This is a genomic window from Streptomyces sp. NPDC007983 (assembly GCF_042958345.1).
Classification (GTDB): Bacteria; Actinomycetota; Actinomycetes; order Streptomycetales; family Streptomycetaceae; genus Streptomyces.
Map to the genome: position 1 here is coordinate 161,125 of NZ_JBIBJI010000010.1, position 18,451 is coordinate 179,575.

Here is an 18,451-nt window from a genome sequence, read left to right on the forward strand (position 1 = left end):
CTCAGCTCTCCTTCTTCGGGGCCTGCGGGGCCTTCGGCGCCCACTCGGGGTGGTTTCCGTGCATGGCGTCGTAGTACGGGTCGCCGGGCGCGATCTCTCCCGCGTGCACGGGCTGCCCGGTGAAGGCCGCCTTGTAGAGCGCGGCGATGAATTCGAGGGTGCGGCGGGCGTCCGGGCCGCTGCCCGGGGGCCGTACGCCGTCCCGCATGGCGTCCAGCAGCCCGGTCAGCTGGGCGGCGTGCGAGCTGGGCAGATCGGCGGCGGGGGTGCGCCAGTGCTCCTGCCGGGCGGGCTCGTCGCGGACGTGCGGGGCGGGGGTGTAGACCCAGTCGTCGTTGCGGTGGCCGTAGAGGTGGGTCAGCTCGACGGTGGCGTCCGCGCAGTCGATGCGGATGCGGCTGACCTCGTCGGGCGAGAGCACGCTGTTGACGACGGTGGCCATCGCGCCGTTCTCGAAGCGGACCAGCGCGGTGGAGACGTCCTCGCTCTCCACGTCGTGGACCAGCCGCCCGGCCATGGCGCGGATCTCGGTCCAGTCGCCGAGGAGGTGGAGCAGCAGATCCATCTGGTGGATGCCGTGGCCCATGGAGGGGCCGCCGCCCTCGCTGTCCCAGCGGCCGCGCCAGGGCACGGCGTAGTAGGCGGTGTCCCGGTGCCAGGTGGTCTGGCAGTGGGCCACCAGCGGGCGGCCGAGGGCACCGGTGGTCAGCAGGTCCTGGGCGTGGACGGCGCCCGAGCCGTAGCGGTGCTGGAAGACCACGGACGCGTACGGGCCGCCCGCCTCCCGCTCCGCCGCCGCGATCTCGTCGTACTCGGCGAGCGTGAGGCACAGCGGCTTCTCGCACAGCACCCACGCGCCCGCCGTGAGCGCGGCCACCGTCTGCTCACGGTGGAGGGACGGCGGGGTGCCGATGAGGACCAGGTCGGGGCGCTCGGCCCGCAGCATCGCGGGCACATCGGGATATCCGGCGACGGTGAATCCGGCGCTCTCGGCGGCCGTCGCACGGAACGCGTCGAGGCGTTCCTCGTCCACATCGACGGCGGCGACCAGGTCGACCCGGTCGGCGTGATCGCGCAGGGCGGGCAGATGGCTGCCCGTGACGATGGCTCCGGTGCCGATGACCGCGGCACGGATACGGGCGGTGGCTGCTGCGGCGGCGGACTGCGGTGTCGCCATGGAGTGAGGCTCCTCGCCAACGGGACGGAAAGCGCTTGCTGAGGGTCGACCCTAGGCAGGGCCCGGATGTCAGGACAAGACCCCGGCGAACAGATTCCCGCGCCCGTTCCCGGTTCGATATGCGATGGCCGCGGCGGTGCTGACCAGTGAGAGCATGGACCCGGCCCCACCAGCGCACGCGATGCCCCACCAGGCGACCCAGGTGACCATCCAACGGAGGAAACATGGCAGTGACCCTGGCCGATGTGGCCGCACGGGCTCGGGTCTCGGCGGCCACCGTGTCGCGCGTCCTGAGCGGCAACTACCCGGTCGCCGAATCGACCCGGGCCCGGGTGCTGCGCGCCGTCGAGGACCTGGAGTATGTGGTCAACGGCCCGGCAAGCGCTCTCGCCGCCGCCACGTCCGATCTGGTCGGGGTGCTGGTCAACGACATCGCGGACCCCTTCTTCGGCATCATCGCGGGCGCCGTGCAGTCCGAGATGGGCGCCCCGGGCGGCAACGGCGGCGAGCCCGGGCGCGGCGCCGAGAAGCTGGCCGTCATCTGCAATACGGGCGGGTCGCCCGAGCGCGAGCTGAACTACCTCACCCTCCTCCAGCGTCAGCGCGCCGCCGCCGTCGTCCTCACCGGCGGCGCGGTCGAAGACCCCGACCACGCCGCCGCGGTCACCGCCAAGGCGTCCCGGCTCGCCGCCTCCGGCACCCGAGTGGTGCTGTGCGGGCGACCCCCCATCGAGGACGCGATCACCCTCACCTTCGACAACCGCGGCGGCGCCCGCAGGCTCACCGAACACCTGCTGACCCTCGGCCACCGCCGCATCGGCTACGTCGCGGGCCCCGCCGAGCGCACCACCACCCGCCACCGGCTGGAGGGCCACCGGGAGGCCCTGGCCGCGGCCGGACTCGACGGGGACGCGGAGCAGCTGACCGTCCACGGCCTCTACGACCGCGCCTCCGGTTACGACGCGACCCTCGAACTCCTGCGCCGCAACGCCGGTCTGACCGCCGTCGTGGCCGCCAACGACACCATCGCCCTCGGCGTCTGCGCGGCGCTGCGCGACCGGGAGCTGCGGATCCCCGAGGACGTATCGGTGGCGGGCTTCGACGACCTCCCCTTCAGCGCCGACGCCGTCCCCGCCCTGACCACGGTGCGGCTGCCGCTGCACGAGGCGGGCGCACGGGCCGGACGGCTGGCGCTCGGCCGCGAACCGCAGCCGCCGGGCGGGGTGGCCATGGTGCGCGCCGAACTCATGGCCCGGGCCTCGACGGCCCCGCCGAGGCGCTGAGGCAGGTGGCTGACGACATGGCGAAGGTCCGGCTACGCGACCCCGGCCCCGGCGACCTGGGCTGGATCGTCCACCGGCACGGCGTGGTGTACGCCCAGGAGTACGGCTGGCACGCCGAGTTCGAGGCCCTGGTCGCCCGTATCGTCGGCGACTTCGGCACCCGGCACGACCCGGCGCACGAGCGGACGTGGATCGCCGAGCGCGACGGCCGGCCCGTCGGCTCGGTGATGTGCGTACGGGACGAGGCCCCCGCGACGGCCCGGCTGCGGCTGCTCTTCGTCGAACCGGACGCACGCGGCCTGCGGCTCGGCGAGCGGCTGGTGGCGGCGTGCGTGGACTTCGCCCGCGGGGCCGGCTACCGCGAGCTGGTGCTGTGGACCACCGACGTCCAGGCCACCGCCCGCCGGATCTACCAGCGGGCGGGGTTCGAGCTGACCGCCGAGGAGCCGCACCCCGGGTACGGCGCGGGTCCGGTGACCGCCCAGGACTGGCGCCTCGCGCCGCTGGCGTAGCGGGTCACCCGCCGGGGAAGACCACATCGCCGCACGAGTAGAACGTCTGGTCGAAGTGGCTGGCCTGCCAGATCATGGCGGGGTGTCATCGGGGCGGAAAGACCGCCATGCCGGCGATCTCGCCCGGGTCACCCGCGGTCACCGCCCCCGCCGAGCCCCGCAAGCTCTTGTGTCGGCGGGGGCGATCACCACGACCGCCCGTCAGGGCCGCCCGAGCGCCCGGTACTCCCATCCCACCGCGCGCCAGCGCGCCGCGTCGAGGGCGTCGCGGCCGTCGACGATGCGGCGGTGGGCGACGACAGAGCCCATGATCTCCGGGTCGATCTCCTGGAACTGGGCCCATTCGGTGAGCAGGACGACCACGTCGGCGTCGATGGCGGCGGAGATCGCGTCCGTGCCGTAATCCAACTCGGGATGGACACGGCGGGCGTTCTCCGTGGCCTGCGGGTCGACGACGGTGACGTGGGCGCCCAGCCGGTGCAGGGCGGAGGCGACGTCGAGGGCGGGGGCGTCGCGGATGTCGTCCGAGTTGGGCTTGAAGGCGGCGCCGAGCGCGGCCACGCGAACGCCGGTGAGGTCGCCGCCGGTGACGCCGGCGAGCTCGCGCACCAGGTCGACCGTGCGGGAGCGGCGGCGCTTGTTGATGGCGTCGACCTCGCGCAGAAAGGCGACGGCCTGGCCGACGCCGAGTTCCTCGGCGCGGTGGGCGAACGCGCGGATGTCCTTGGGCAGGCAGCCGCCGCCGAAGCCCAGTCCCGGCTTGAGGAAACGGCCTCCGATGCGATCGTCGTAGGCGAGTGCCTCGGCAAGGCCGCGCACGTCGCCCCCGGTGGCCTCGCAGACCTCGGCCATGGCGTTGATGTACGAGATCTTGGTGGCGAGGAAGGAGTTGGCGGCGACCTTGACCAGTTCGGCCGTGGTCAGATCGGTGACGACCACCGGGGTGCCGGTGGCGACGATGGGCGCGAACGCGGCACGCAGCCGCTCCTCGGCCCAGGCGGAGGAGACACCGAAGACCAGCCGGTCGGGGCGGAGGGTGTCATCGACGGCGTAGCCCTCGCGGAGGAACTCGGGGTTCCAGGCGAGTTCCACCTGGTCGCCCGCCGGGGCGAGGCGCTGGACGAGCTCGGTCAGCCGGGCGGCGGTGCCCACCGGCACGGTGGACTTGCCGACCACGAGCGTACGGCGGCACAGGTGCTGCGCGAGGGCGGTCACCGCGCTGTCGACGTACCGCAGGTCCGCCGCGTCGGACCCCTCCTGCTGGGGGGTGCCGACGCAGATGAAGTGGACGTCGCCGAACTCGGCCGCTTCCTCGAAGCTGGTGGTGAACCGCAGTCGGCCGGAGTCCATGGCCTTGGCCAGCAGTTCGGGCAGGCCAGGCTCGAAGAAGGGCACCTCACCCTCGTTGAGCCGTTTGATCTTGGACTCGTCCACGTCGACGCCCAGGACGTCGAAGCCGAGATCGGCCATGCAGATCGCGTGGGTGGCACCGAGGTAGCCAGTGCCGATGACGGTCAGGCGGGGGGCCGGCACGTCGCTGTCGTCGCCGGGCCTCGGGCCGGTTGTCTCCTCCGGTCCTGCGATGGCTGCCATGTATACCTCCAGACTTGATCGTGCTCAGGGTCGGGCCAGGAAGATGAGGACCTGCGGGTCCTCCACAACTAAGGTGCGGACAGGGCCTCTACCGTTTTTTCTTTGTCTCGTCGCCGTTTCAGGTAGCGATTTCCGGCCACCGTTCCCAGAACGCCAAGGGTCACGCTCACATGGCCCAAGGTCGTGAGGACTCGGCTCAGCAGCAGCAGCGTGACCAGGTTCGGACCACTGATCAGAACTCCGAGCGTGAGGCCGAGCACTGCCTCACGCACCCCGATACCAGCAGGTGCCAGCGACAACGTTCCGGCAACCGCGCTGAGCGTGAAACCGCCCACGCCCAGCGTTATCGCGGATATCGGAGGTGCGCCGAGGGCAATCGCGATGATCGCCGCATGCATGCCGTTGCAGCACCATCCGAGGATGCTGAAAGCGATCATTCCCATGGAATCCCTGCGAGCAGGCAGTGCGATCTCAGCATCCCCTTGCCGCACTATGCGTTGCCCAAAGCCGAGCAGTCGCGTGAGCAGGCGCGGCGCCAGCATGACCGCACCGGCGGAGAGCAATATGGGGAGCATGAGCCACCACATGGGATCGTCCGCCACCAGGCGTGGGAGCGCCAGCACACCGACCATGCCGCCACTGAGGGCGGTCAGGACGACAGCGACCAGACCGGTCGTCATGAATGTGCCCGTTGGTGCTCCGACTCTCCTCGCGAGCGCGACTTGCGTGACAGCAGGCCAGATCGCGCCAGGAAGATAGCGCGTCGCCCCGGACACGAAGTAGATCCAAGCCGCGTCGGCATGAGTCAGTCGCACACCGGAACCGGTTACCAGTAGCCGCCATCCGAAGAAGCCGGGAAACTGGGATATCGCGGTGAAAGCGGTCGCGAAAGCAACGGCTTTCCAGCCAATGGATCCTATGCTGTTGCCAAGTCCGTCTCGCACGCTCCAGACCTGCCAGCACAGGAATATCACCATGGCCGAATAGACGACCACCCGCAGAAGCTTGAGTATGCGCTGGCGGTTCGACAATGAACTCGCCATCATCGCATGAGCGTGTTCTGGCGCTGCGCACCGATCACCGAGCCGTCCCTCATGGGGGTGATCTGATGGAACAGCTCCTCGTACGCGTCGAGGGAAGTCTCCACACTGTAGAGCTCCCGGGCCCGGCGACCTCCCTCGGCGCGTTCTTCGGGAGTCAGAGCGGCCAGCTCGGTGATCGCGCGGGCCAACGCGGCCGGGTCACGTGGCGGAATCCGGCGTCCGAATCCCGTTTCCAGAACGGGCGAACGCCCTCCTGGAAGGTTCGTGGTGACCGATGGAACGTCGACCATCATCGCTTCGGCCTGGACGGTGCCGAAGGACTCGGCAACGGATGGCAGAGCGAAGACATCGATCGACGCGTAGAAATTGTCGATCTGACTTCCGCTCAGCAGGCCGAGCATTTGCACCCGCTTGTCGTCGCCGATGAGCGGACGAAGCCGATCTTCGATGCCGCCACCGGCCACCTTGATCCAATCGCCACCGATCAGCAATCGAGCATCGGGATCACCGAGCGACTGAAATGCTCTGATCAGGTATTCGATTCCCTTGTCCTCGACAATGCGCCCGAGGAACCCGATGTGCAGGCCGCTTCCGTCACGATAACTGGGCTCACCACCACGCCGGTCAAGGCATGGCGGTGCGATTCCTCGCCAGTTCCTCCGTTTGATCAGGGGCCACAGCTTTGAACCACGTGCTTGATCGGTGCTGTTCACCACGACCGCGTCAGAAAGCCGCAGCGCGGACCACGTGGACACATCGACCGCGCGCCTCGCGACCGTGTTGACCACGCCTGACGGCAGCCAGAGGTCCATATGGTGCGTCGTCACCAGTGGCCGGTCCCGCACACCCATCGCGATGGGTCCCACTTCAAGCATCGGTGCGTGCGGGTTGACGATCGCCGACGTACGGGCGACGTGTCGCGCAAGTGATACGAACTGCGGACTCACCAGCCCTCGGCCAATGGTATGGCGGACCGGAGCGCGAAAAACCGAGACGCCGGCGCGGACCTCTCGAAGAGGCAGCGTCTTGTCGTGCTGAGCGGCCACGACCGCGACGCGGTACCCTCGTTCGGCCAACCCCTCGGCAATCCGCTGGGTGTGTATGGTCAGTCCACTGACGTACGGCGCGTAGTAGTTGATGATGATCGCTACATCGAATTCGTGGTCTTTCATGACAGCTCCCCTTCGACTGTTGACGATGTGCGGCTTTCTCATCCGTGTGCCTCACACAAGTCGGCCGACGGCCAGACAGGCCAGCCACAGAACGGCGTTGATCACGAGCGGCGCATCCGTGAGCACGTCCCGGCCCGGTTCCCCACCGCTGCGGTGCACCGACAGCAGCTGCATGTACCGGCACAGGGCGAAGATGGCGAAGGGCACGGTGACGACGGCCAGCACGGCGGCGTGCGGATGCGGTGCGGAGAGAACGTACAGTTCGTAACTCATCAGCGTGGCAGCCAGCAGCACGGCTATGAGCTGGTCGAGCAGGGGTACCGAGTACCCCGCGAGCGCGGGCCGCTGCGCGGCTGCCTGTCCCCGGAGGTTCGCGGTCACCAGCTCGTGCCGCCGCTTGCCGATCGACATCAGCAGGCAGGTGCAGTACACGCAGATGGTCAGGGTGGGGTTGAAGGGCGCTCCCACCGCCAGACAGCCCGCCACGGCACGAAGGACGAAGCCGACTGCCACCAGGCTGACATCGACCAGCGGGTAGTGCTTCAACGCCAGGCAGTAGGCCAGGTTGAGAACCACATACCCCGCGATGACAACCCGCACCGCCGGTGGCAGCAGTGCTCCCGCGGTCGCTGTCATCGCCAGACAGCCCGCGCCCAGCAGCAGCGCGCCGAGTGGACCGACCTGCCCGCTGGCCAATGGCCGATGACGTTTGACCGGGTGGAGCCGATCCTGCTCCCGGTCGAGCCAGTCGTTGAGGACGTAGACCGCGCCGGAGGCCGCCGTGAACGCGACCACGGTGGCCAGCGCCCATGCGATGTGGCGCGCGAGCATCGCAGGGTCCACGGCCAACGGGACGATGAGGACGAAGACGTTCTTCACCCATTGGTGGGGGCGCAGCAGCACCAGCGGCGCCGGTAACGGGGAGCGCCGGGGCTTGGCGCCTGGGGTGCCCTCCAGGAGCGGACCGTGCGACCCGTTCGTGGCGCGGACCGGTTCGAGGACCGGTTCGAGGGAGGGCATCGTCGGTGCCGTGGGGGGCACGGCCGCTCGGGGGCCGTGCGACGCGGTCGCAGCCGGGCCGCCCGGGTCACCCACGGTGTCTTCGCTGTCCAGCCCCTTCATGACCGGGAACCGCTCAGGAGTCGCCGGAACGGCTCTCCGTGCGCATCGAGGCGGCGTAGCCGGGCCATGTGTCCGCCGCCCGCCCTGGGTGGGGAGTCCCCCGCTTCCGTCGGACCACCCGCGTACGGGGTGGAGCAGTCGAGCATCACCATCACATCGAACCTGTCGGGTTGCGCCACAGTGCGTCCCTTTCTGGTCTCCTGGGGTGTGCGTGGAATGTGCGGAGCGCGCCCTGTCCGGGACGACCACATGGATCTCTGAGCCGCGTGGTCGGGAACTCCACGCCGCCGCTGCCGGGAAACGGCCAGGTCGTCATGGGTGAACAGCCAGTCCAGGCGCCATGGCCGGGGCAAGGCGGAATCGGAGTCCTGGGCGAGTTGAAGTCGTCGGCCATCACGGCCGGATGGGATTACCGGCCAGATCCCGCGGAGCGCGCCCGGTCCGGGACGACCACGCGGATTTCCTGGGCCATGTGGTCCGAGAAGTCCGCGCCGCCACTGCCGAAGCGGTATCGGGAAACGGCCAGGTCGTCATCGGTGAACAGCCAGTCCAGGCGCCACAGCCGGGGCAGTGCGAAACCGGAGAGCGGCCAGGAGCGAGCGGGCAGCCACGAGCCGGTGGGGTTGTGCAGGCTGGTGCCGGCTCCCAAGGGGGACAGCCCCATCCAGGACGAGTTGAAGTCACCGGTCACCACGGCCGGATGGGAGTTACCGGCCAGATCCGCGCGCAGCTTGCGCAGCTCACCGGTCCACCAGAGGCCATGGTTCCGGTGGAACCGGTAGGTACTGCCTTTCAGGGGGTTGCCGAGGTGAAAGGGCACCGGAAGGTGCACGTTGTAGAAGGAGAGCGTCCGCCCGCCGACCCGGATGTCGGTGCGCTGAAACTTCCTCCCCTTCCAGTACCAGTTGTTGCCTTTGGGGGAAACGTGTTGGTGGTAGGCCTTCACGATGGGAAGCCGGGAGAGGGTGATCAACTCGCCCTCCACGGACATCCGGTAGCCGGGGAACTCCGCGCGCAGCCGGGCCGAGTCGTCGATGCGGACCGGCTTGCTCCCCTTCCAGTACAGGTACTCCTGGAGGAGGTACACGTCGCTGTCCTGCCGGCGGAGGAAGGCGTAGAAGGCGTCCTTGTCGTCGGCCATCTGCCAGTAGCGGGTGCTCCAGGCGAAGACCTTGACCGGCGTACCGGCGGGGTTGGCGGCGGCGGTGCCCCACCCTGGGCCGAATCCGGCCAGGTGGGCCCCGGCCAACAGCAGCACGACCAACGCGGCGGAGAGCCGGCGGCGCGCCGGCCGCGCGAGCGGCACGAGGAGGAGCAGCAGCAGGGGCACCGCCACCAGGGTCAGCGGTGGGATGTTCTGGACGACGTACCACGGCCACCAGCGGCCGGTGAGCAGGACGAGCAGGACGAGGAAGATCGCCCAAGCCGCCGTGGCCGCCACCAGCAGGCGCGTGATTCTGCGCCGGCGTCCTGTTCGCGGCCTGTCCGGCGGGCCGTCCCGGAGCACGTCCCGATGGCCGGCCGGGGGTAAGGACGGGTCGTTGTCCGGCGCTCCGACCCCGATGGCCGGCATGTCAGAAGAACGCTTTCGCCAGTGTCAGCATGCCTTGCCGCCAGGGGTCGCCGCTGGTTCGTCCGACGCCGACCGCCGCCGAGCCGGACGCGGCAGCCGCCCGCTGGGTGCGCCACCAGTCGTAGGACTGCAGGATGGCGTCCCGGTTGGACAACCGGGGACGATAACCGAGCTTGTCGCGGGCCTTGTCGATACTGACGTAGGAATCGGCGAGCAGCTTGAGTATCAGCCGGTCGTACACCGGCGACAGCTTGGCCCGTGACAAGGTGCGCAGTACCGCTACCGCGGGCTTACTCGGTATCGACACCACCCGCTTGCCGTGCCCTGCCGCGTCCAGCACGCACTGGAAGTCTTCCCGCAGGGTGCCGAACTCGGCAGCACCGATGTTGTAGGTGTCGCGGGCCACCTCGTCCGGGGCGCACAGCGCCAGCAGCACCGCGTCCACGAGGTCGTCGACCGCCAGCATCTGGGTGCGCACGTCCCCCTTGCCGAGCACGGGAAAGTGCCTGCCCTCCTCGGCCCACTGGAAGAGCATGTCGAACAACCCCATCCGGGTCGGGCCCAGGAAGGTCTTGGGCCGCAGCACCGACAGGCTCATCCCCTCGGCCCGGAACCGCTCGGCGACCTTCTCCGCTGCCGCCTTCGCGGAGCTGTAGGGGTCCACGGGCTTCTTCGGGTAGTCCTCGGGAGTGGGCACCATCCGGGGCAGTCCGTAAACGGCGGTCGTGGAGATGTGCACCACTCGGGGCACGGCGGCGGCACGGGCCGCCTCCAGCACGGTGGTGGTGCCCTCGATGACGATCGACCGTATGTCGGCCGCGGGGTAGCTGGGCACCGCGGAGGCGGAGTGCACCACGGCGTCGGCGCCCCGGAACACCTCGGCGAGGGCCGCCGGGTCGCGGATGTCCCCCGTGAACGTCGTGACCCCGGGTCTGCCGGGCACCGGCCGCAGGTCCAACGCCCGGACCTGGCAGCCGGAGTCCACCAGGCGGTCCACCAGGTTGACGCCGAGCACACCGGCGGCACCGGTGACGGCGACGCTGGCGGGGAGCGCGGGGCGGTCCGTGTGCGGTGGCGTATCCGGGGCGTTGGTCACCACGAGGCCGCCCGCTTTCGTATGACGGCTCGATGGGGCTGGTGCGCGTCCTCGATATCCAGTTTCTCAGTCTCTTTGAGGTTCATGAGATTCATGCGTCTCTTTCTCCCCTCTGGTCTCGATGTACACGACAATGACATGCCTATGACCACGCAACAAGAGCCACTTACGTGACCGGCGAGCGGGGGTGCATTGATCAAGCCAAATGTCAAAAAACGGCATAGACAAGGGAGTTCCTTAGGACAAACGCGGATGCGACGGGACTGGTGCGGGTGAATCACACGGACACACGTTTGGAGGCGGTCCTACGGCCTGATGCCGACAGCCCGCGATCCACGGTCAAGGGGGTTCGGGCGCCACCGTCATGGAAAATTGCTCGCGCCGGGGCGCCCGCACCGGAAGGATCACTCCATACGCACCGCAGGTGCGAACGGCACGAGAGCAAAGGGTGTGCCCCCTGAGTACGCAGGACCTCATCGAGTGGACCGACGACGGCCGGGACCAGGCCGCCCAGTGGCGTTCCGAGAGTGGCGCGCCGCCGCCCCGGCGGGTTGTGCTCGCGGACGACCGGATGACGGCCGACGCCGCGTACCGCCTCGTCTGCGAGGGCACCGCGCTGCTGTGGCGCGGTGACTACCAGGGCGCCCGGCAGCTGCTCGCCGCGCTGGCGCGGCGGGTCGACCGGGGGCCGCGGCGGCCCCGGGGGCGGCGCGGACCGGCGGAGAGCGCGGCGGAGGCGTTCCACCGGCACCGCCAGGAACAGGGGCGGCGGGCCCGGCTGCTGGGCATGCTGCTGGTGCCGCTGGACGCCGACCTCGCCGTACCGCTGCGCCGCGCGCCCGACGTACGGGAGGCGTGTACGCAGGTGTACGGCGCGGCGCAGGGCCCCTCGGTGATCTCGCTGCGGGAATTACTGGGGCTGATCGGCGCGCACGAGTGGCGGGAGAAGGGCGTCGAGATCCCGGCGCTCGGCGGCGACCGCGTCCATCCGTACTACGGGGTCTTCTCGCCGGTGCGCGGCGAATACGTCGACCTGGTGGCCGAAGCCCCGCTGCCCGCGTCCCCCACGGCCGCCTTCGACATCGGCACCGGTACGGGCGTGCTGGCCGCCGTGCTCGCGCGGCGCGGTGTGGAGCGCGTGGTGGCCACGGACCAGGACGCGCGGGCGCTGGCCTGCGCGCGGGAGAACGCGGAGCGGCTGGGCGTCGCCGAGCGGGTGGAGGTGGTCCGCGCGGACCTCTTCCCGCCGGGCCGCGCCCCGCTGATCGTCTGCAACCCGCCCTGGGTCCCGGCGCGCCCCAGCTCGCCGGTCGAGTACGCGGTGTACGACCCCGGCAGCCGCATGCTGCACGGCTTCCTGAACGGGCTCGCCGACGCCCTCACCCCCGGCGGCGAGGGCTGGCTCATCCTCTCCGACCTCGCCGAACACCTGGGGCTGCGGACCCGCGAGGAGTTGCTGGGCGCCTTCGAGGCCGCCGGACTGCGGGTCGTCGACCGGCTGGACACCCGGCCCGTCCACCCCCGCGCCACCGACTCCGCCGACCCACTGCACCGGGCCCGCGCGGCGGAGGTGACGTCCCTGTGGCGGCTGGCAGTGGGGTGAGGGAACGCCCACGTACGTACCGCGGATGAGTTGTGCGCCGCCTGGAGAGACCCGCCGGGCGCCGCGCACCCACCCGTCAGGCGTCGAAGCGGTGGCGCGCGCCCTCGATGTGACCGAGGTACCGGTGCGTCCAGCCGCAGAGGGCGTCGACCGTGGCGCGCAGGGCCCGGCCCGGCTCGGTGAGGGTGTACTCGACCCGCGGCGGCACAGTGGGGTGCACCTTCCGGTCGACCAGACCGTTGCGCTCCAGCATGCGCAGGTTCTGGGTGAGCATCTTGTGGCTGACGCCCTCGACCTCGTTCCGCAGTTCGCTGAAGCGCAGGGTGCGCTCGCCGAGCGCCTCGATGACCAGGAGCGCCCACTTGTTGGCGACGTCCGAGAAGATCTCCCGCGCCAGGGAGTCCGCGCGCCTCAGGTCCGCGTCCTCGGGCAGGCCCTTGAGCTGCTGCTTGGTCACCATCAGGTTCCTCAGTCACCGAAAAGTGCGTTCTTCCAGGTCAGCGGTCACTCTCCTACAGTTTCCGAGTAACCGCAAGAGAGTGGAACAGAAGGGCGAGACTGTTGGCCACCATCGATGTCTTCAACCATGACGTGCCGGCCGAGAGCGACTTCGGCTACTCACAGGCGATCAAGTCCGGCGATCTGATCCATGTTTCCGGACAGCTCTCGCTCGACGAGGCGGGCGAGTTCCGCCACGCGGACGACTTCGCCGCCCAGCTCACGCAGACCTACGGCGCCATGGACAAGGTCCTGGACCACTACGGCGTCACCCGGAACCAGGTCGTCTCGCAGACGCTGTACGTGGTGAACCTGCGGCGCAGCGCCGCGGCGGCGGCAGAGGGCAACCGGGCGTACTTCGGCGACCACCGCCCGGCCAGCACGGTCCTCGGTGTCACCGAACTGACCTTCCCCGGCCAGGTCATCGAGATCAGCTTCGTCGTCGACACGAAGCTGCCCGCCTGAGTTCTCGCGGTCAGAGCCGGAACGCCGCGGTCACCTGCTCGGCGAGTTCGTCTTCCGTCGTCGTCGTGCCGACCTGAATGGCACGCAGCCGCAGACGCCCGGTTTCCTCCCGAAGGCGTCGCGTGAACATGTGGTCCCGTTCGGCGAGGTTGCGGCCGGCCCGCGCCGGATCGCTGGTCCTCCACACGAACCCCTCCCCCGGTACCGACCGGCTCCGGAAGGCGGCCTGGCGGAAATCGGGGGAGGGAAGAAGCCAGACGGCGTGCTCGGGAGCGGCGAGCAGAGGCTTCACCAAGCGCGGCAGCAACCGGAATCCCTCCACGATGACGCACGGCTCCCGCGGCAGGCGAAGGAGGTCTTCGACGATCAGGCCGAAGCCCTCACCCCGAAACCAATGGAACGTCTCGAGCATGAGCTCCGGAGAGCGGTTCACCCATCGCTCGTCCATGTCCATGGCCATGAACTCGTGCAAGTAGGGGGCCTCCTCGGGGGTGGCCCGCCCGGCGTGATCGCGCATCACGTCGTCGGTCGCGTAGAGGCGCCAGCCGTAGCGCTCGGCGAGCCGGCCGGCGATCGTCGACTTTCCGGCGCCGCTGCCCCCGCCGATCCAGTACACGTGCCGCAGCCGGGCGGCAAGCTCCGCGGCGTCGGCCACCTCTCCACCATGTCCGGGCTGCATCCCTCTCCTCCCTCTCCTCTCGCCTCTCCGCCGCTCAGTCGAGGCGGACCGGTCCATCCTGCCCGCTGAATCGGCACCCGAAGGTGCCGTCCGTCGGCGCGAGGGAGGGTTTGGGGTCGCCGGTGCCGGGTTACGGGTCTTCGGCACGGCAGGATTGACCCCGCCGGATCGTCCCCGCCCTCTGCTGAGCCCCCACGACCCACGGAGTCCGCCATGAAGCTCGCCTTCTCGACCCTCGGCGTCCCCGGTATGCCCATGACCGATGTCGCCCGGCTCGCCGCCGGGAACGGGTATCACGGCGTCGAGCTGCGCGCGCACCCCGAGGAGCCGGTGCATCCCGGGATCGGGGCGGACGAACGCGCCCGGGTGGCCGGGGAGTTCCGGGACGCCGGGGTGGACATCCTGACCGTCGCCGGGTACGTACGGGTCGCGGCGGAGGGCCCCGACGAGCCGGTCCGGACCGGGCTGCGGGAGCTCCTCGCGCTCGCCCACGACCTGGGCGCGCGGTACGTCCGCGTCTTCCCCGGCGGCGGCGACCAGAGCCCCGACGAGGCCGACGCGACGGCCGCCCGCCGCCTGGGAGCCATCGCGCCGCACGCCGCCGATCTGGGCGTACGGCTGCTGCTGGAGACCCACGACTCGCACCGCACCGGCGCCGACGCGGCCCGCGTCCTCGGGCCGGTCGGGCACGGCAGCGTCGGCGCGATCTGGGACGTGATGCACCCCTGGCTGGGCGGCGAGGACCCCGCCACCAGCTACGCGGCGCTCTCCCCGCACCTGGGCTACGTCCAGGTCAAGGACATCGCCTCCGCCGAGGACACCACCCCGCTGCCCCTGGGCACGGGCGTGCTGCCGCTGACCGAGTGCGTGGAGCTGCTCAGCCGTGAGGGGTGGGACGGCTGGCTGTGCTGGGAGTACGAGAAGCGGTGGTACCCGGCGGCGCGGGAGCTGCCGGAGCTGCTGGCGCCGGGCCGGGACCACCTGCTGCGGCTGCTCGCCGACGCGGCCTGAGCCCGGTTCAGGGCCCGGCCGCGGCGCAGCGGCTTCCGTCGCCCGGCACCTTCAGCGCCGTGAGGTACGCGTCGGCCGCGCCGCGCGTGCAGTCACTGCGCCCGTAGACGCTGTGGCCCGCGCCCTCGTAGGTCAGCAGGACCGTCGTCCCGCGCGTCTGCCGGTGCACGTTGGTCACCCATGAGTAGTGGTTCGCCGGGTCGTGGCGGGAGTGCATCAGCAGGATCTTGGGGGCTTTGGTGATGCGCAGGCGGCGTTGCGGGTTGTTCACCTCGTCCGGCCAGCCGATGCATCGGGCCACCGCGTCGTGGATGCGGGGTGAGCCGCGCATGTGGGGCGCGGCCCGTAGTTCGGCCGCGGTCACACGGGCGTAGTCCGCGTAGTCCCCGGCCCGGATGCGCCAGTCCTGGCAGAACACCGCTGCGAAGGGGTCCGCCGCAGTCGACGCCTCCCGCGCCGTGTTCGGGGGCGTGGACGGCCCCGACGGTGCCGCGGCTGTCTGCGCGTCGAGTTCGGCCACGTACGTCGCCAGTCGGCTCCAGTCCGGACCGTAGAACGTGCCGAAGGCTTCCCGGGTGATCGCGTTCGCGGTGAGGGCCCGGTCCGGATGGTCCGGGTCCCGTATCTCGCCGCGGTCGGCCCTGGCGAGCAGGCCGTCCCATACGGCGGTGACGTCCCGGCCGTTCAGTGCGCAGGAGCGCGAGCGGTCGCACCACTTCACGAACTGGTGGAAGGAGTCCTCGGCGGTGGTCGCCGCGGAGACGAGGAAGTCCCGGGTACCGAGGCTGTGGTCGATGTTCGCGGTGAGGGCCATGGCGCGGATCCGGTCGCCGTACAGCTCCGCGTACTGCTCGCCGATCAGCGTGCCGTAGGAGTGCCCAAAGTAGTTGATCTTCTGCTCGCCGAGTGATCTGCGGAGGGCTTCCATGTCCCGGACGACGCCGAGCGTGTCGGCGTGGTCGAACATCGCACCGGTGTGCCGGCGGCAGTCCTCGCGCAGCTCTCGGTTGTAGGCGACCAGCCGGCCGAACTCCGCCTGGTCGCGCGGGTACGGCGATGGCCGCCGGTCGAGCAGCTCCTGCGAGCACGTCACCGGCCGGCTGGCTCCGATACCCCGCGGGTCGAAACCGATGATGTCGAACTTCGCCCGCACGTCCGCGCTGAAGTACGTCGTGGCGCGGTCGAGCGCGAAGTCGACCCCCGATTCGCCCGGTCCTCCCGGGTTGACCAGGAGCACACCGACCCGGCGTTCCGAGTCGGTCGCCTTGCGACGGGCCACCGCCAGGTCGAACTTCTCACCGCCCGGGCGTGCCCAGTCGACGGGCAGGCGCAGGGTTCCGCACTCGGCCGCACGGTCCTCGGGGCACGGTTTCCAGTCGACCGGGGGCGGCGGCCCCGGGCTTGTCGAGGATGAACTCCCCGCTCCCACTGACGGCTCGGCGTCCGCCACGCCCGCGCCGAGCATCAGCGCTCCGGCGGCGAGCGCTGCGGCGAGCGCCTTGGCTAACGGTTGCACAGGTTCCTCCCGATGGTCCTTCGCACGTGGATCTCAGGAGTGGCCACCCCGCGACGACCCTCGCAGCGCGCCGAGGGGGCCACAACCGTCCAGCACCGGGATCAGGGGGCAACCAGGGAATGCCCGGAGCGGGAGTCGGGGTTGCGCGGGCGTGCGGTCGGGAGCGACGTCAGCGCCACGCCGCCCACCAGCAGGGCCGCCGCCAGCCAGCGCAGCGGACTGATCCCCTCCCCCAGCACCAGCGCCGCCGAGGACATGCCGAAGACCGGTACCAGCAGGGAGAAGGGGGCCACCGCGGAGGCGTCGTACGTGCGCAGCAGGAAGCCCCAGAGGCCGAAGCCCAGCACGGTGGAGAGCCAGGCGACGTAGACGATGGCGCCCGCCCCGGCCCAGTCGAGGGCGGCCAGCGCGTGCAGGCCGGGGTCCGCGCCCTCGAACATCAGCGACAGGCCGAGCAGCGGCAGTACGGGTACCACGCTCACCCACACCATGAAGCTCAGCGGGTCGGGCGGGGCGGCCTTGCGGGTGAGGACGTTCGAGACGCCCCAGAAGGCCGCCGCCGCGATGACGAGGACGAAGCCGAGCAACGGGCCCGAGGTGCCCTCGTCGACGGCGGCCACGGCGATACCGGCGAGCGCCACCGCCATGCCCAGCAGCCGTCGGCGGCCGGGGCGTTCGGCGAGGACGACGGCCGCGAACAGCGCGGTGAACACCGCCTGGATCTGCAGCACCAGCGAGGACAGCCCGGCGGGCATCCCCTCGTGCATCCCGATGAACAGCAGCCCGAACTTCGCCACGCCCAGTGCGAGTCCGACGCCCACGATCCACCGCCAGGAGACCCGCGGCGGGCCGACGAGGAAGATCGCGGGCACCGCCGCCACCAGGAAGCGGAGGGAGCAGAAGAGGAGGGGCGGGAAGTGGTCGAGGCCGACGTCGATGACCACGAAGTTGACGCCCCACAGGGCCGTGACGAGCACGGCGAGGCCGATGTGCGCAGGTCGCATGCGTCGAGCATCACGTGACCCGACCTTGTAGCACCAGCGCGGATGGCTTCATGGTTGGATGCAGCATTCGTAAAGAGTGAGGGAGCGGTCGATGCTGGATCTGTCCCGGCTGCGGGCGCTGCACGCGGTGGCCGTGCACGGTTCGGTCAGCGCGGCCGCCATCGCGCTCGGCTACACGCCGTCCGCCGTCTCGCAGCAGATCGCCAAGTTGGAGCGGGAGACCCGGACGACGCTGCTGGAGCGGCAGGGCCGCGGCGTCGTCCTGACCGACGCGGCCCAGCACCTGGCCGCCACCGCCCAGCAGCTCCTCGCGATCGTCGAACAGGCGGAAACCAGCCTGGAGGAGCGGCGGGGGCGGCCGACCGGGCGGCTGGTGATCGGCGCGTTCCCGTCCGCGGCGCGGGGGCTGATGCCCGCCGTCCTGGCCCGGCTCGCCGCCGAGCACCCCTCGCTGGACGCCCGGCTCGTCGAGATCGACCCGCATCTGTCGGTGGACCTGGCGGCGCAGGGCGTCATCGACCTGGCCGTCACCCACGACTGGGACATCGCACCGCTGCCCGCCCCGGACGGTCTCGGCCGGGCGCGGATCGGGGACGACCTGTGCGATGTCCTCGCACCGGTGGGGCATCCGCTGGCGGGGCGGGGGACGTTGCGGCGGGAGGATCTGCCGGGGCAGCGGTGGATCTGCCAGCCGCCCGGGACGGTGTGCCACGACTGGCTCGTACGGACGCTGCGGGCGTCGGGCAGCGAACCGGACCTGGCCTACCAGGCGGCGGAGAACCACACCCAGATCGCCCTGGTGGCGGCGGGCCTGGGCATCGCCCTGATGCCGCGCCTGGGGCGGGGCCCCCTGCCGGAGGGGGTGCGGGCGGTGCCCCTGGAGCCGGTGCCGGTACGCCGCCTCTACGCCCTCTGGCGCGAGGGCGCCGCGCGCCGCCCCGCGATCACGGAGACGGTCGCGGTGCTGGCCGACGAGTGGCCGCGGCGCGCCGCCGCCGTGTGACGCCTCCGGCGGAAGATCCCCCACCCCGCCCCTTCCCGAACCGGGGGACGCCCCCGGGCCCCCACGCGCGGGCCGCGCCCCCGGGGGGCTGTACGCCCGAG

17 protein-coding genes are annotated in these 18,451 nt (G+C 70.8%); 6 read left to right on the forward strand and 11 right to left on the reverse strand.

The features are described from left to right. Nucleotide 1: 1 nt before the first annotated feature. A complete protein-coding gene (locus ACFZCY_RS28840) occupies nt 2-1,177 on the reverse strand; it encodes a Gfo/Idh/MocA family oxidoreductase (protein ID WP_391179459.1) in 1,176 nt (391 codons plus the stop codon). Nucleotides 1,178-1,401: 224 nt separating this feature from the next. Here ACFZCY_RS28840 and ACFZCY_RS28845 point away from each other — a divergent pair, with 224 nt between their 5' ends. Both ACFZCY_RS28845 and ACFZCY_RS28850 read left to right on the forward strand, forming a co-directional pair. Next, nucleotides 1,402-2,460: a substrate-binding domain-containing protein gene (locus ACFZCY_RS28845; RefSeq protein WP_391179462.1), complete on the forward strand. Its 1,059-nt coding sequence runs from the start codon at nt 1,402-1,404 to the stop codon at nt 2,458-2,460. A gap of 5 nt (nt 2,461-2,465) precedes the next feature. Continuing rightward, the gene (locus tag ACFZCY_RS28850) at nt 2,466-2,972 is read left to right on the forward strand and encodes a GNAT family N-acetyltransferase (RefSeq protein ID WP_391179466.1); all 507 of its coding nucleotides are present in this window, start codon (nt 2,466-2,468) and stop codon (nt 2,970-2,972) included. Nucleotides 2,973-3,173: 201 nt separating this feature from the next. Here ACFZCY_RS28850 and ACFZCY_RS28855 read toward each other — a convergent pair whose 3' ends face one another. The 6 genes from ACFZCY_RS28855 to ACFZCY_RS28880 all read right to left on the reverse strand — a co-directional run bounded on the left by ACFZCY_RS28855 (nt 3,174) and on the right by ACFZCY_RS28880 (nt 10,574). Continuing rightward, nucleotides 3,174-4,565: a nucleotide sugar dehydrogenase gene (locus ACFZCY_RS28855; RefSeq protein WP_391179469.1), complete on the reverse strand. Its 1,392-nt coding sequence runs from the start codon at nt 4,563-4,565 to the stop codon at nt 3,174-3,176. A gap of 68 nt (nt 4,566-4,633) precedes the next feature. Continuing rightward, nucleotides 4,634-5,611: a lysylphosphatidylglycerol synthase domain-containing protein gene (locus tag ACFZCY_RS28860; RefSeq protein WP_391179472.1), complete on the reverse strand. Its 978-nt coding sequence runs from the start codon at nt 5,609-5,611 to the stop codon at nt 4,634-4,636. Beyond that, entirely contained in the window at nt 5,608-6,780 is a 1,173-nt protein-coding gene (locus ACFZCY_RS28865) for a glycosyltransferase (protein ID WP_391179475.1), read from the reverse strand. Before ACFZCY_RS28865 ends, ACFZCY_RS28860 begins: the two co-directional genes overlap by 4 nt. Before the next feature lie 51 nt (nt 6,781-6,831). Next, nucleotides 6,832-7,800 carry a UbiA family prenyltransferase gene (locus tag ACFZCY_RS28870; RefSeq protein WP_391179477.1) on the reverse strand — a complete coding sequence of 323 codons (969 nt, stop codon included), beginning with the start codon at nt 7,798-7,800 and terminating at the stop codon, nt 6,832-6,834. 511 nt (nt 7,801-8,311) lie between these two features. Next, nucleotides 8,312-9,343 (reverse strand): endonuclease/exonuclease/phosphatase family protein, encoded by a 1,032-nt coding sequence (locus ACFZCY_RS28875; RefSeq protein WP_391179480.1) that lies wholly within the window; start codon nt 9,341-9,343, stop codon nt 8,312-8,314. Nucleotides 9,344-9,476: 133 nt separating this feature from the next. Next, nucleotides 9,477-10,574, reverse strand: a complete 1,098-nt coding sequence (locus ACFZCY_RS28880; protein WP_391179482.1) for an NAD-dependent epimerase/dehydratase family protein — start codon at nt 10,572-10,574, stop codon at nt 9,477-9,479. 454 nt (nt 10,575-11,028) lie between these two features. On the opposite strand from ACFZCY_RS28880, the gene ACFZCY_RS28885 reads away from it, so the two are divergent. After that, nucleotides 11,029-12,174 (forward strand): methyltransferase, encoded by a 1,146-nt coding sequence (locus tag ACFZCY_RS28885; protein ID WP_391179754.1) that lies wholly within the window; start codon nt 11,029-11,031, stop codon nt 12,172-12,174. 76 nt (nt 12,175-12,250) lie between these two features. Here the strand turns inward: ACFZCY_RS28885 and ACFZCY_RS28890 are convergent, their stop codons facing one another. Continuing rightward, nucleotides 12,251-12,634, reverse strand: a complete 384-nt coding sequence (locus ACFZCY_RS28890) for a winged helix-turn-helix transcriptional regulator (RefSeq protein WP_391179485.1) — start codon at nt 12,632-12,634, stop codon at nt 12,251-12,253. Between the two features lie 101 nt (nt 12,635-12,735). Between ACFZCY_RS28890 and ACFZCY_RS28895 the strand changes: the two genes are divergently transcribed. Further along, entirely contained in the window at nt 12,736-13,137 is a 402-nt protein-coding gene (locus tag ACFZCY_RS28895; protein WP_391179487.1) for a Rid family hydrolase, read from the forward strand. A 10-nt stretch (nt 13,138-13,147) separates the two neighbouring features. Here ACFZCY_RS28895 and ACFZCY_RS28900 read toward each other — a convergent pair whose 3' ends face one another. Next, the gene (locus tag ACFZCY_RS28900) at nt 13,148-13,792 is read right to left on the reverse strand and encodes a hypothetical protein (protein WP_391179490.1); all 645 of its coding nucleotides are present in this window, start codon (nt 13,790-13,792) and stop codon (nt 13,148-13,150) included. 237 nt (nt 13,793-14,029) lie between these two features. Here ACFZCY_RS28900 and ACFZCY_RS28905 point away from each other — a divergent pair, with 237 nt between their 5' ends. After that, nucleotides 14,030-14,827: a TIM barrel protein gene (locus ACFZCY_RS28905; protein WP_391179493.1), complete on the forward strand. Its 798-nt coding sequence runs from the start codon at nt 14,030-14,032 to the stop codon at nt 14,825-14,827. Nucleotides 14,828-14,834: 7 nt separating this feature from the next. On the opposite strand, the gene ACFZCY_RS28910 is transcribed toward ACFZCY_RS28905, so the two are convergent. Both ACFZCY_RS28910 and ACFZCY_RS28915 read right to left on the reverse strand, forming a co-directional pair. Beyond that, nucleotides 14,835-16,343 carry an alpha/beta fold hydrolase gene (locus ACFZCY_RS28910; protein WP_391179496.1) on the reverse strand — a complete coding sequence of 503 codons (1,509 nt, stop codon included), beginning with the start codon at nt 16,341-16,343 and terminating at the stop codon, nt 14,835-14,837. Between the two features lie 101 nt (nt 16,344-16,444). Beyond that, nucleotides 16,445-17,347, reverse strand: a complete 903-nt coding sequence (locus ACFZCY_RS28915; protein WP_391179499.1) for an EamA family transporter — start codon at nt 17,345-17,347, stop codon at nt 16,445-16,447. A 91-nt stretch (nt 17,348-17,438) separates the two neighbouring features. Between ACFZCY_RS28915 and ACFZCY_RS28920 the strand changes: the two genes are divergently transcribed. Next, entirely contained in the window at nt 17,439-18,350 is a 912-nt protein-coding gene (locus ACFZCY_RS28920; RefSeq protein ID WP_391179502.1) for a LysR substrate-binding domain-containing protein, read from the forward strand. Nucleotides 18,351-18,451: the final 101 nt, after the last annotated feature.

Coding starts and splice junctions, on each gene's coding strand:
- ACFZCY_RS28840 (WP_391179459.1), bottom strand. CDS start 1,177: ATGGCGACACCGCAGTCCGCCGCCGCAGCAGCCACCGCCCGTATCCGT.
- ACFZCY_RS28845 (WP_391179462.1), top strand. CDS start 1,402: ATGGCAGTGACCCTGGCCGATGTGGCCGCACGGGCTCGGGTCTCGGCG.
- ACFZCY_RS28855 (WP_391179469.1), bottom strand. CDS start 4,565: ATGGCAGCCATCGCAGGACCGGAGGAGACAACCGGCCCGAGGCCCGGC.
- ACFZCY_RS28860 (WP_391179472.1), bottom strand. CDS start 5,611: ATGATGGCGAGTTCATTGTCGAACCGCCAGCGCATACTCAAGCTTCTG.
- ACFZCY_RS28865 (WP_391179475.1), bottom strand. CDS start 6,780: ATGAAAGACCACGAATTCGATGTAGCGATCATCATCAACTACTACGCG.
- ACFZCY_RS28870 (WP_391179477.1), bottom strand. CDS start 7,800: ATGCCCTCCCTCGAACCGGTCCTCGAACCGGTCCGCGCCACGAACGGG.
- ACFZCY_RS28890 (WP_391179485.1), bottom strand. CDS start 12,634: ATGGTGACCAAGCAGCAGCTCAAGGGCCTGCCCGAGGACGCGGACCTG.
- ACFZCY_RS28905 (WP_391179493.1), top strand. CDS start 14,030: ATGAAGCTCGCCTTCTCGACCCTCGGCGTCCCCGGTATGCCCATGACC.
- ACFZCY_RS28915 (WP_391179499.1), bottom strand. CDS start 17,347: ATGCGACCTGCGCACATCGGCCTCGCCGTGCTCGTCACGGCCCTGTGG.
- ACFZCY_RS28920 (WP_391179502.1), top strand. CDS start 17,439: ATGCTGGATCTGTCCCGGCTGCGGGCGCTGCACGCGGTGGCCGTGCAC.